Source organism: Myxococcus llanfairpwllgwyngyllgogerychwyrndrobwllllantysiliogogogochensis, assembly GCF_006636215.1.
GTDB classification, from domain to species: Bacteria; Myxococcota; Myxococcia; order Myxococcales; family Myxococcaceae; genus Myxococcus; species Myxococcus llanfairpwllgwyngyllgogerychwyrndrobwllllantysiliogogogochensis.
In genome coordinates this window covers 1-12,113 of record NZ_VIFM01000319.1, presented here as the reverse complement: position 1 = coordinate 12,113, position 12,113 = coordinate 1, and the positions used below count along the sequence as shown (strand labels likewise).

Sequence of the window (12,113 nt, the reverse complement as noted above, 5' to 3'; positions counted from 1 at the left end):
CAGATGCGCATCGCGGGTTGGGGATGATTCCTCAACCCTCAGCCCGCGATGCGCATCTGCTTTGCCCCCAGCACCGTCGGCAGCGGCCCATAGGCCATGGAGCGCTCGATGACGTTGCGCAGCTCGCGCACGTTGCCGGGCCAGGAGTGGGCCATCAGCGCCGCCAGGGCATCCGGTCCCAGCCTCGGCGGTGTCTGCCCCTCGGGCGTGAGCTGCCGGACGAAGTGTCTGGCCAGCGCCACCACGTCCTCGCGGCGCTCGCGCAGCGGCGGCACCCGCACCGGCACCACTTGCAACCGGTAGTAGAGGTCCTCGCGGAAGCGGCCCTCGCGCACCAGCTGGCTCAAGTCACGATGCGTGGCCGCCACCACGCGCACATCCACCTCGACCGGCCGTGTCTCGCCCAGGGGGAACACCTCCCCGTTCTCCAGCACGCGCAGGAGCTTGGGCTGCACGTCCAACGGCAGCTCGCCAATCTCGTCCAGGAAGAGGGTGCCGCCGTGGGCCGCGCGCAGCACGCCCGGGTGGTCGGATGCCGCGCCGGTGAAGGAGCCGCGCCGGTAGCCGAACAACTGTCCCTCGAAGAGTTCCTTGGGGACGGCGGCGCAGTTGAAGGCGACGTAGGGGCGCTGCGAGCGGGTGGACAGCACGTGCAGCGCTCGCGCGACGACTTCCTTTCCCGCGCCGGACTCGCCGGTGACGATGACGGTGGAGCGACTGGCGGACAGGCGCGCCAGCTCCACGCGCATCCGCTTCATGGAGGGCGAGGCGGCGATGAAGCCCGGCAGCTCCGCGTCCCGGGCCGTCTCCTCCGCCGGAGACTCGTTGGGGCCTGGCGCCTCCACGTCGACTGCCGCGAAGCCGCGCAGGGTCGCCACCTCCAGCGCGAAGCCGCCCAGCCGTGACAGCGCGGTGAGCAGCGCGCGGCCATCCGCGGGCAGGGGCCCGGCGACGCCCAGCCTCAGCCTGCGTCCGCAGCCGTCACCGAACTCCACTTCGTCCGTGCTCGGCACGGTGCCCAGCCCCGCCAGCAGGGTGATGCGGCCCTGGGAGTCCACTTCCTCCAGGCGCGGCGCGCAGCCGGGGAACAGGCCCTCCAGCACGCCCAGCAGCTCACGCTGGATGAGGGGCGCACCCATTCCGCGCACGGACAGCCGCTCGAAGGGCACCACCAGCGCCTCCGCGCCCAGTCGCGTCGCGGGAGTGCTGTCGGTGCCCGGAGCGCTCGCGCTGGGGGGACGCACCGAGGGGGGAATGAAGTTGGGCGGCGGCGTCATGCCGCCCAGGCGGCGCAGCTCCGCCTCGCTGGCGGCGAGCAGTTCGTCGGCGGCGGGGTCTCCCTCGTGCTTCGCCAGCCACGCCAGGAGGTTGCGCGTGTAGGCCGCCATGCACACGTCGCCGGAGAGGCGGAACGTGCCCAGCGATGCCTCCAGCAGCTCGCGGGCCTCGCGGGTGCGACCCTCCAGCACCAGCAACAAGGCCTCGAAACGGTGCAGCAGCGCCGAGTGCCACGCGGACGGCATCCGCTCCAGGAAGGCGCGCGTGCGGCGCAGCACCACGCGGCCCTCCTCGCGGTGGCCCGCGTAGACGCGCGCGGCCGTCTCGTACAGCAGGCACTCGCGACGCAGGTAGGGCCAGCCACCCAGCTCCATGCTTCGCGCACCGGCGGCGGCGAAGCCCGCGGCGGCGTGCTCGGCGGGGCCGCTGGAGAGGTCCGCCATGGCCTCCACGAAGAGGGCATAGGCGCCGGTGAGGGAGCGCTGGATGGAGCCGTCATACGCGGACAGCTTCGCCGCCAGACGGCGCAGCTCCGCGGGCTTGCTCGTCGTCAGCCACAGTCGTGCGCGTGTCACCGCGAGGTGCAGCGGCGTCCAGCTCAGCTCGGCCACCACCGCGTCGGCCTCGTCCAGCACCGCTTCGGCTTCCGTGAAGCGGGCCAGTCGCAGGAGCGCCTCGGCCTCCGCGCGCGCGGCGAAGATGAAGGAGAAGCCCCGCGCCATGCGTCCGCCGTACGCGGCCTCGCGCGTGCGGCGCACCAGCAGGAGCGCTTCTTCCGGCTCGCACGCCTCATCCAGGCGGCGCTGCGCGAGGAAGGCGAGGTTGCGCGCCTCCAGGAAGGCATAGCCCAGCCGCGCCGCGCCCTGTGCCACCTCGCGGAAGCGCCGCGTGGCCTGCGTGGCCTCGCCCCGGATGGCCTCCTCGTGCGCGCAGATGTCCTCGGCCAGCAGGCGCAGCGCCGGGTCCGTCACGCCCGCGAGCGCTTCCGCCACGCGGCCGGAGTAGCGCGCCACCCGCTCGGCTTCACCCAGGTAGAAGGCGCCCGCCATCTGCGCCATGCGCAACAGGCAGCGAGCGTCCGCGTCCGGATGCTCCGCCATCAACGCCTCGGCGCGAGCGACGTGCGCATCGGACCTGGTGGCGTCGAACAGCTTGCCGTCCGGTGACGCGTAGAGGTTGGCCGCGAGCGCGTGGACCTGCAGCTCCACCCACTCCGGCAACAGGCCCGTCTCGGCCTCGCCCAGGTGCGGCAGCAGCGTGGCGAAGGCGCCCCGGCAGTCCTCTCGTCCCCAGCGTTGAAGGTGGGCGAGTCCCACCGCCGCCAGGGCCCGTGCGCCCGGCGTCTTCAACACACCCGAGGCTCCCAGCTCCAGCAGCTCCTCCTCCGCCGCGCGCCACTCCGCCCGCTTCAGGCGCTCCAGGCAGGGCTGGAGCCGGACGCTCTCCTCGGGACGCAGGGGCTGACGGGACAGGGAGGGGAGCCGGGACACACCAGACAGGCCACCGGCGCCCAGCAACTGGCGCAGCGACTGGGCCACCCGACCTCGGGGCTTGCGCGCCTGGGGCGCCGACTCCGGCAGCTCCCAGCGGTACACGGTGAGGGGGGTGACACCGAGCATGCGGGCGAAGGCAGCACGACTGTGCCCTCCACGCAGGGCGCGGATGGCGTCAGGGCCCAACTCCCCGCGCTCCCCCTTTTCCTCCATGCTCTCCACGACACCGAACCCCTTGTGCCCCCCGCGGACGCAATCTCATGGGCCTTTTCCAGGGAGAATGCAAACGATTGAGCATTTCCCCGGATTAGCCCCGAAGTCTCACCCTCCCTCGTCGCGAGGTGAAGTCGTTATCGTACCGTGTGCCCCGCATTCCTGAGTCACCTCCGCCTCCCTCCCCGCAGCTTCAGGACGAGCGCCTGCGCAGGTTGGAGGGTGCCCTGTCGGAAGGGCGTGCTCGCGAGGATGCGGCCGTGGAGGCGTGGGTGCGGAAGACGGGTCGCCTGCCTCCTCGCAAGGTCCGACGGCAGTGGGAGAAGCAGTGGCGGAAGGAGGCCCGGCGGGCCGCGAGCAACGCGGTGCGGACCCGGCGTTCCTCCCAGCGCTCCAGGGACCCGGGGAAGGCCGCGGCCTTCATCGCGGTGGCGACCACGTGCCTGTTCCTGGCGATGGGGCAGCCCCGGCGGTTGTGGTGGCTCGTCTTCGTGGCGCTGGGCTTCTTCCTCGTCGCGGCGAAGTACCTGAAGCGCCCTTCGGAAGAGCAGGGGCCCCGGCTGCCGGAGCAGGCACCGGAGAAGCAGGCCGAGGTCTCAGGAGCCCCCGAGGACCCGAGGACGGCCCGGGTGGACGCGTTGTGCTCGCGACTGCTCGCGGAGTTGGGCCAGGGGCCCGCGGTGCTGCGCGAGGTGGTGCATGCGCCGGAGCGCACGGTGGAGGCGCTGCGCCAGGGGTGTCACGCGCTGGCGCGCCGGGAGCGGGAGCTGCGAGCGCTCGCGACGCCAGAGGAGGCGCGTCGGCTGGAGGAGGAGCGTCAGGCCCTGGCGGCGCGGGTGGAGGCGGAGAAGGACGCGGTGGTGCGCGAGCGGCTGCGAGGCGCGCTGACGGCGCTCGACGCCCAGCGGGAACAGCGCGCGGAGCTGGCCACGGCGGCGGACCGCCTGGAGGCCGAGCACACGCGGCTCTACTACACGCTGGAGGGGCTGTACGCGCAGGTGCTGCGGGTGCGCTCGGCGGACGCGGCCGGCGAGGACATCGCCGGGTTGGGCCTGCGCCAGAGCGTGGAGCAACTGGGCTCTGAAGTGGAGGCCGTGACGCAGGCGCTGGAGGAGGTCCACCGCCCGCCCGATGACCGGGTGCGCACGCGCTGAGGGTTACTCGCTGAGGGCGCGGCCCCTGGGCGACGACTCGCCTCCGGACGTGCTGGCCACGCGCACCGTCTTGGCGTTGAGGAACTCGTGGATGCCCAGGTCGGCCAGCTCGCGCCCGTGGCCGGAGTTCTTCACGCCGCCGAAGGGCAGCCGCGCGTCCGAGACGACCATCTCGTTGACGAACACCATGCCCGCCTCGACGCCGTCGATGAACTGGCGCTGCTCCGCCGCGTCCTTCGTCCACACGCTGGCGCCCAGGCCGAAGGGCGTCGCGTTCGCCAGCTCGATGGCGTGTTTCACGTCGCGCGCGCGCAGCAGCGTGGCCACCGGGCCGAACAGCTCGTCATGGAAGGCGGGCGCGTTGGGGGGCGGGTCCGCGAGCACGGTGGGCGGGTAGAAGTTCCCCGGACGCTCCAGCGGCTTGCCGCCGAGCAGCAGGCGCGCCCCGGCCTTCACGCTCTGCTCCACCTGCGCGTGCAGGCCCTTGAGGATGCCCTCCGTCGCCAGGGGACCCACGTCCGTCTTCGGGTCCGTGGGGTCGCCCACGGTGACGCGCTTCATGCGCTCCACGAAGCGGCGCTCGAACTCGGCGGCGATGGGCTCGGCGACGATGAAGCGCTTGGCGGCGATGCAGGACTGGCCGTTGTTGATGAGGCGCGCGGACACCGCGGTCTCCACGGCCTTGTCCAGGTCCGCGCTGGGCATGACGACGAACGGGTCGCTGCCGCCCAGCTCCAGCACCACCTTCTTGAGAGACCTGCCCGCGGACGCCCCCACCGAGCGGCCCGCGGCCTCGCTGCCGGTGAGCGTCACGGCCCGCACGCGCGGGTCCTCGATGACGCGATTCACGTCCGCCGTCTCGATGAGCAGCGTCTGGAAGGAGCCGGCCGGGAAGCCCGCTTGCAGGAAGACCTCCTCCAGCGCGAGCGCGCATTGGGGGACGTTGTGCGCGTGCTTGAGCAGGCCCACGTTGCCCGCCATCAGCGCGGGGGCGGCGAAGCGCACCACCTGCCAGAAGGGGAAGTTCCACGGCATGATGGCCAGCACCGGGCCCAGCGGCTGGTAGCGGACGAAGGCGGTGTCGCCGCCCACTTCGATGGGCCGGTCCTTGAGCAGCCCCTCCGCCTTGGCCACGTAGTAGCGGCAGGCGGTGGCGCACTTGCGGGCCTCGGCCTTCGCGGCCTCCAGAGGCTTGCCCATCTCCTCCGTCATGATGCGGCCAAAGCGCTCCGCCTCCGCGTCCAGCAGCTCCGCGGCGCGGCGCATCCATCGGGCGCGCTCGGCGAAGGACGTCTGGCGGTAGTCGCGGAACGTGTCCGCCGACAGCTGGAGCTTCAACTCCAGCTCGGCCGGGGTGAGGGCGTTGAACGTGCGCAGCGTCTTGCCCGTCGTCGGGTCGATGGTGGCGATGGCCATGGGAAGCTCCTTCCGGGGGCCCTGTGATAGCAGCCGGATGCGTCCGGACAATGCCTCGCTGGAGGGAGCGTCAGGCCCCGCACGCGCCCGCCTCCCTCATTCCTGATATGCGACACAAGTCGGTCCGCTCCCGCCATGCCCCAGCTCCTGGTCCTCCCCGACGGCCGCCGTCTCCCGCTGGACAAGCCCGTCGTCTCCGTGGGCTCTGATGCCACCTGCGACGCCGTGCTCAGCGCGCCCGGTGTGAAGCCGAGCCACGCGCTGTTGTTCCGCGACGCGCGAGGTTGGAGCGTGTCCCCGGCGGGCAAGGGCTGCGACATCAAGGTCCGAGGCAAGCGCGTGGACCTGGCGCCGCTGGAGCCCGGGGACCGCTTCCGCGTGGGCACGGTGGAGCTGGAACTCGTCGACGCGGTGGAGCCCGTCGCGCGCGACGCGGCGGAGGTGGCACCTCGGCGGGACGGCCGGCTGGTGGCGGTGCTGGCGGAGCTGTCCTCACGGCTGCTCGTGCAGCGCCCTCCTCTGGAGTTGCTGGAGGTGGCGATGCGGGGGCTCGCCGATGTGGTGGGCGCGGACGTGGGCTTCCTCGTCACCGCGGACTCTCGCGAGGGGCCCCGGCGCGTGTTGTGCGCCACGGGCACCAGCCCCGATGCGGCGGTGGTGGACAGCCTGGTGGACCGGGTGCTGACGTCGGGCGCGCCGGTGCGGGTGGCGGACGTGGAAGCGGACGCGGCGCTGGCGAGGGCGCCGAGCCTGGAGGCCCTGCGGTTGGGCTCCGCGCTGGTGGTGCCGCTGCGCGTGGAGTCGGTGCCGCTGTCGGTGGTGTACCTGGGGCGCCGACTCGGTGCGCCGGCCTTCTCGTCGGTGGAGCTGGAGGAGGCCATGGCGCTCTGCGCGCTGACGGCGCTGCTGCTGTCGACCCGGCGCGAACTGACGGAGCTGCGCGCGCAGGTGGACGGCCTCACTCGTCGCATCGAAGCCGCGACCTTCGAAGGGCTCATCGGCGAGTCCCCGGCGATGCGCGCGCTCTACCGTCAGGTGGAGCGACTGGGGCCCACCCCGCTCAACGTCCTCATCGAAGGCGAGACGGGGACGGGCAAGGAGCTGGTGGCGCGGGCGCTCCATCGGCGCAGCGGGCGGCGCGGCCGACTGGTGGCCATCAACTGCGCGGCGCTGCCGGAGAGCCTCATCGAGCGCGAGCTGTTCGGCCATGCGCGTGGCGCCTTCACCGGCGCGGGCTCGGAGCGGGCGGGACTGGTGGAGGCGGCCGACGGAGGCACCCTCTTCCTGGATGAGATTGGGGACATGCCGCTGTCGCTCCAGACGCGTCTCTTGCGCGTGGTGCAGGAGCGCGAGGTGACGAGGTTGGGTGAGCACCAGCCGCGCAAGGTGGACGTGCGCGTGGTGTCGGCGACGCACGTGGCGCTGGAGGAGGCGGTGCGACGCGGCGGCTTCCGCGCGGACCTGCGCTTCCGATTGGAGGAAGTGCGAGTGGATGTGCCGCCGCTGCGAGAGCGCGGTGACGACGTGTTGCTCATCGCCCACCACGTGCTGACGCAGGAGTCGCGTAAGGCGCGAGGCTTCACGCAGAAGGCCACGGAGGCGCTGCGTGGCCATCCCTTTCCCGGCAACGTGCGGGAGCTGGCGTCCCGGGTGCGTCGCGCGGCGGTGCTGGCGACGGACGAACTGCTGAGGCCCGAGGACCTGGAGCTGGGCGGTGACGCCACGTCGATGGTTCCCCTGGAGGACGCGCGGGAGGCGTTCGTCCAGCGCTACGTGCGCGAGGCGATTGCCCGCTGTGGCGGCAGCAAGAAGGACGCGGCGGCGGCGCTGGGCATCGGCCTGCGCTCGCTGTTCCGCTACCTGGGCGAGGGGGACTGACAGGCCGCCTCCTCGGGAGGCCCGGTCCGCGTGCCAGTCCTGGCACGTTTCCCCCGGCGCCGGGCCCTCGGCGGGCCAGGGCCGTCATGCAACCCCGTGGAATCGGGGCGATTCGGTGTCTCGCGAGGCCGCGGCACGCCCGTTGCGATGGGGGTCGTCATCGCACGCTGGCGGAGGGCCGCCACGGTGCAACCGAACCTCGGGGAGACGAACATGAAGCATTTCGTGATGGGGCTGTTCCTGGCGATGGCGGTCGTGGGCTGTGGCAGCACGAAGGACGATGACGGTGGGGGGCCCGACGAGAACCCCAGCGAGCAGAGTGGCGCGCTGTGCAGCGCGAGCAAGGCCTGTCCCTCCGGGCAGTTCTGCTTCAACGGCCTGTGTGCGCTTGGCTGTCAGTCGAACGCCAACTGCGCGGCGGACCAGTACTGCGACGCCGAGGACACGGGCACCCTGGCCTCCTACTGCAAGAGCAAGAACGTGCCGACGTGCACCTCCAACAGCCAGTGCCTGAGCAATCAGGTCTGCATCGAGGGCCTGTGCAGCCTGGCGCCCCCGGCCAACCCGCCTTCGTGCAACCCGGAGACGAGCGACTTCAAGGACGGCTGCGACAACTACTCCGTCTGTCTGGACCCGGATGACGACGGCTCGCGGCAGCCGTACTGCGCCAGCTTCGCGCCGTGCGCCGAGGACGGTGCGTGCCCCACGGGCCTGGGCGGCGCGGTGTGCAACGACGGCTACCTGGCCAACAAGGGCCGCTTCTGCATGCAGGGGATTTGCCGTGACAACTCGAACTGCCCCTCGTCGTGGAGCTGCGTGAAGCCCTTCACGGGCGCGGTCCTCGGTTTCTGCAGCCCGGGTGCCTTCGGCTTCCCGTGCTCGGAGAACGCGCACTGCAAGAGCGGCCAGTGCTTCTCCGCGCCGGGCGTCCTCGGCACCTGCATGTAGTGAGCGGAAGTGGCCCTGTGTTCCCGCGTCGGGGGGCACGGGGCCCTTCGGTGTGGGGGGCTGCGCTTCGAGCCTCCCTCCGCGTAGAGTCGACCGGGCCTTGGTGATGCGCCGCCTCCTCCTGCTCTTATTGCTGCCCGCGCTCGTGTTGCTCGTCGCGCCGGGCTGTCCGCTCGACATCCGCATCCGCTGCGACGAGTCCCAGGGTTGTTCCCAGGGACAGGTCTGTGTGCGGGGTGGCTGTGAACCCGTGGACTCGGAGCGGGTGGGGGAGGCCTGTGGCGCGGATTCGGAGTGTGGCGCGGGGCTGACCTGCGGCCTGGGCTTTCCGGGCGGGTATTGCCTGCGGGAGTGCTCCGAGGCGCGGGACTGTCCGCGAGGCACCGTGTGCGCGACGGAGCTGGGGCAGTGCCTGCGGGCCTGTGGCGAGGACTGTGCTCGTCCGGGGTACGGCTGTGGCGCGGTGCCCCAGGTGGTCGAGCCGCTGACTGCTTGTGTGCCGGTGACGACGTCCGGGGACGGAGGCTGCACGGGCACGGGGTGCGAGGTGCCGGACGCGGGCTGCACGGGCACGGGGTGCGCGACGCCGGATGGGGGCTGCACGGGCACGGGGTGTGGGACGCCGGACGCGGGGTGTTCGAGCACGGTGGCGGTGGGCGGTGAGTGCTCGCGGGCGTGTGAGTGCGCGGATTCGGCCGCGGCCTGCGAGGACTCGAAGTGCACCCTGACGTGTGCGTCGGACTTCACGTGTCGGGCTGGGCGACGGTGCTCGAACGAGGAGTGTGTCGTGGGGCCTCGACTGGGGGAGGCGTGCGTGGACTCGCTCGAATGTCCCACCTTCGCGGGGTGTCCCAGGGAGCGACTGCGGTGCGAGGAGAAGTGCAACCCGAATGCAGGTGGCGGCCTCTGCGAGCCGGGCTACCAGTGCGCTCCGGACGGGCTGTGCGTGCAGGCGTGCTCGGGCGCGCCGGCGTCGGTGGGGGAGGTCTGCGAGAACTCGATGGACTGCTCGCCGTGTAGCGTGTGCCTGTCGTCGGGGGCGGCCTTGCGGTGTCGGCAGCCCTGCCGGCTGGACCGGGATTGTCCTGGGGGCGCGGTGGGGGCCTGCGAGCAGGCGGGGGACACGAAGGCCTGTCGGCTGTCGCTGTAATCCCCGAGTTGCTCGCGGGGGCCCGCTCCCCGAGAATGCCCGGGTGATGACGGGTGAGGTGCTTGCGGGCCGCTACCGACTCGATCGGGAGTTGGGGCGTGGGGGAATGGCCACGGTCTTCCTGGCCACGGACCTGCGGCTGTCGCGCCCGGTGGCATTGAAGCGGATGCATCCGGGAGGCGGCACGGGTCGCGCGGAGCGCTTCCGCAGGGAAGCGGAGCTTGCGGCTTCCCTCCACCATCCCAACGTCCTGGAGGTCCACGACTACGGCGAGGATGGCGCCCATGGTCCGTTCCTCGTCTGCGAGTGGGTGCGGGGCGAGGACCTGCGCGCGCTGGCGGGGAGGCTTTCACCGGTGCCGCCCGAGGCGGTGATGGTGCTGGGCTGGGAGCTCGCCCGGGCGCTCGCGGCGGCGCATGCGCACGGCATCGTCCACCGCGACGTGAAGCCGGACAACGTGCTGGTGGCGGAGGGAGGGCCGCTGAAGCTGGCGGACTTCGGCCTCGCCGCGCTGGAGGACCAGGAGCGACTCACGAGTACCGGCGCGGTGACGGGCTCGCTGCCGTACATGGCGCCCGAGCGCATCGACACGGGCGCGTACTCGCCCGCCTCGGATGTGTATGCGGTGGGTGTCATCCTGTTCGAGTTGTGCTCGGGCACGACGCCGCACGCGGGCAAGGGCGCGGCGCACCTGGCCGCGTCGGTGATGACGAAGGAGGCGCCGTCGCTGACGGAGGTCGTGCCGGGAACGCCCGAGCCGCTGGCGTCACTGGTGGCGCGGTGTCTGGCGAAGGACGCGCGGGACAGGCCTCGTGACGGGGCTGTGCTGGCGTCGGAGTTGGAGGAGTTGCTCCAGCGAAGGGTGGGACCGCCCGCGGATGTGGCTCGTGAGTTCTTCGGGAATCCGGTGGCAGGTGTCACGAAGTGGCGCCGGACGCGCTTCGAGCGGTTGCTGGGGGAAGGGCGCGGACTGCTGGCGCGCGGCGAGGGTGCGCGGGCCGCGAAGGTGCTCAACGCCGCGCTGGTGCTGGAGCCGACTTCCGCCGAGGTGGTGGCGTTGCTGCGCGAGCGGCCGAGGCGCTCCGGGTGGAGGACTGGTGCCGTGGGCGTGGGGCTCGTGCTCTGCGCGACGGTGGGGTGGGGTGGATGGACGCTCGCTCGACGGAGCGGGGTTGAGCCCTCCGGTGTGGAGGTGGCGGGCGTCACCGTGCCTGGCGAGCGCGCGAAGTCCGCGCCTCGGGCCGATGAGGACCCCATCGCGACGGGGGCGCCCCAGGGAGTCGAAGGTGAGACGCCGTCGCGTGGAGCGGAGTCTCCGTCAGGGCAGGTGGCTCCAGAGCAGCGGCCCGTTGATGCCTCCTCCACTTCCGCCGCCACGCTGCCTGGTGCGCCTACGGATGATGAGGTGCCTGCTCCGAACTCAGAGCGCCAGATACGAGAGGCCTGGCGAGCACGGGGTCGTTCGGGGGAAGTGGCTTCCGCGAAGCCCGCGCCGACGAGACGTTCGACGAGAGGGGAGGCCGTTGATGCCTCCCAGTCTCCCGTGCCGACGGAAAGCCCGGACGAGGGACCCCTTGGCGCTGAAGCCTCTCCGTCGCCGGTGCCGACGACAACAGGTCCTGGCGTGGGAACCTCCGTCCCCGCGCGTCCCGCGGTGCTGAAGGTGACGGCGCGCCCGTGGGCGGAGGTGTTCGTGAACGGCGAGAGTCGGGGCTACACGCCTCGCGTGCGTGAGCTCTCGCTGCCAGCGGGGACCTACCAGTTGCGCTTCGTCAACTCCCTGTGTGACGAGGTCGACGTGGAGGTGACGCTCGCTCCCGGGGAGACGGTGACGCGTGACGTGGTGTTGTCATTGCGCAAGGCGGAGGTGTTCATCCTCGCTCCCGAGGGTGCGCGACTCTTCGTGGACGGCCGGGAGGTGGGCGTCGCGCCTCTCTCGGGTCCGGTGCCGGTCGAGCATGGGCGACACACGGTGACGGCGCGCCGCGCGGGTGCGCTGCCCTTGCAGCGAGAGGTGGACGTGGTCGCGGGACGTCGTCTCGAAGTGGCGCTGGACGTGACGCCGTGATGAGCGCGGCCCTGGTGATGATGGTGCTCGCGGCGTCCCCGCTCGACGGTGCGCGCGGTGCCTACCAGTCCGGCGAGCTGCCGCGGGCCCGTGCCGAGCTGGAGTCCCTGCTCTATCCGCTGCGGCTCGATGGGGACGTGCTGGAGGCGGAGGCGCACCTGCTGCTCGCGGCCACCTTCCACGCGCAAGAAGAGCTCGCCCGCGCGGAGGATGAGGTGGTGCGAGGGTTGGCCGTGCACGGTGACTCGGTGCTGGACCCGTTGCTGTATCCGCCGGACTTCCTTGCGTTCGTGGAGCACGCGCGTGCCCAGCACCAGACGCGCATCGCGGAGCTGAGCGCGGAGCGGCGTCCTCGGCTGCTCCCGCCGCCGACACCCATCGTCGAGGCCGTGCAACGGGTCGAGGTGCCTGCCTCGCCGACGCTGACTCGCGCCTGGTATCTGGCGCCCTTTGGTGTGGGGCACTTCAAGCACGGGCGCTCGGGGATGGGGGCGGCGCTGGCGGTGACGCAGGGG

8 protein-coding genes are annotated in these 12,113 nt (G+C 72.1%); 6 read left to right on the top strand and 2 right to left on the bottom strand.

Going from position 1 to position 12,113, the window contains the following annotated elements; translation table 11 throughout:
* Positions 1–38: 38 nt before the first annotated feature.
* Positions 39–2,993, bottom strand: a complete 2,955-nt coding sequence (locus FJV41_RS43355; RefSeq protein ID WP_141648500.1) for a sigma-54-dependent transcriptional regulator — start codon at positions 2,991–2,993, stop codon at positions 39–41.
* Between the two features lie 140 nt (positions 2,994–3,133).
* On the opposite strand from FJV41_RS43355, the gene FJV41_RS43350 reads away from it, so the two are divergent.
* Positions 3,134–4,138, top strand: coding sequence for a hypothetical protein (locus FJV41_RS43350; protein ID WP_306440944.1), 1,005 nt, complete (start codon positions 3,134–3,136; stop codon positions 4,136–4,138).
* A 3-nt stretch (positions 4,139–4,141) separates the two neighbouring features.
* On the opposite strand, the gene FJV41_RS43345 is transcribed toward FJV41_RS43350, so the two are convergent.
* Positions 4,142–5,554: an NAD-dependent succinate-semialdehyde dehydrogenase gene (locus FJV41_RS43345; protein ID WP_141648499.1), complete on the bottom strand. Its 1,413-nt coding sequence runs from the start codon at positions 5,552–5,554 to the stop codon at positions 4,142–4,144.
* Between the two features lie 135 nt (positions 5,555–5,689).
* Between FJV41_RS43345 and FJV41_RS43340 the strand changes: the two genes are divergently transcribed.
* The 5 genes from FJV41_RS43340 to FJV41_RS43320 all read left to right on the top strand — a co-directional run.
* Entirely contained in the window at positions 5,690–7,432 is a 1,743-nt protein-coding gene (locus FJV41_RS43340; RefSeq protein ID WP_141648498.1) for a sigma 54-interacting transcriptional regulator, read from the top strand.
* A 213-nt stretch (positions 7,433–7,645) separates the two neighbouring features.
* Positions 7,646–8,380, top strand: coding sequence for a Dickkopf N-terminal cysteine-rich domain-containing protein (locus FJV41_RS43335; protein ID WP_141648497.1), 735 nt, complete (start codon positions 7,646–7,648; stop codon positions 8,378–8,380).
* A gap of 106 nt (positions 8,381–8,486) precedes the next feature.
* Positions 8,487–9,530, top strand: a complete 1,044-nt coding sequence (locus FJV41_RS54315; RefSeq protein WP_246137787.1) for a hypothetical protein — start codon at positions 8,487–8,489, stop codon at positions 9,528–9,530.
* Positions 9,531–9,576: 46 nt separating this feature from the next.
* Positions 9,577–11,598 carry a serine/threonine-protein kinase gene (locus FJV41_RS43325; RefSeq protein WP_181791334.1) on the top strand — a complete coding sequence of 674 codons (2,022 nt, stop codon included), beginning with the start codon at positions 9,577–9,579 and terminating at the stop codon, positions 11,596–11,598.
* On the top strand, positions 11,598–12,113 hold a 516-nt coding region (locus FJV41_RS43320; RefSeq protein ID WP_246137785.1), incomplete at its 3' end, for a hypothetical protein. The genes FJV41_RS43325 and FJV41_RS43320, both read left to right, overlap by 1 nt.

Coding starts and splice junctions, on each gene's coding strand:
- FJV41_RS43345 (WP_141648499.1), bottom strand. CDS start 5,554: ATGGCCATCGCCACCATCGACCCGACGACGGGCAAGACGCTGCGCACG.
- FJV41_RS43340 (WP_141648498.1), top strand. CDS start 5,690: ATGCCCCAGCTCCTGGTCCTCCCCGACGGCCGCCGTCTCCCGCTGGAC.
- FJV41_RS43335 (WP_141648497.1), top strand. CDS start 7,646: ATGAAGCATTTCGTGATGGGGCTGTTCCTGGCGATGGCGGTCGTGGGC.
- FJV41_RS43325 (WP_181791334.1), top strand. CDS start 9,577: ATGACGGGTGAGGTGCTTGCGGGCCGCTACCGACTCGATCGGGAGTTG.
- FJV41_RS54315 (WP_246137787.1), top strand. CDS start 8,487: ATGCGCCGCCTCCTCCTGCTCTTATTGCTGCCCGCGCTCGTGTTGCTC.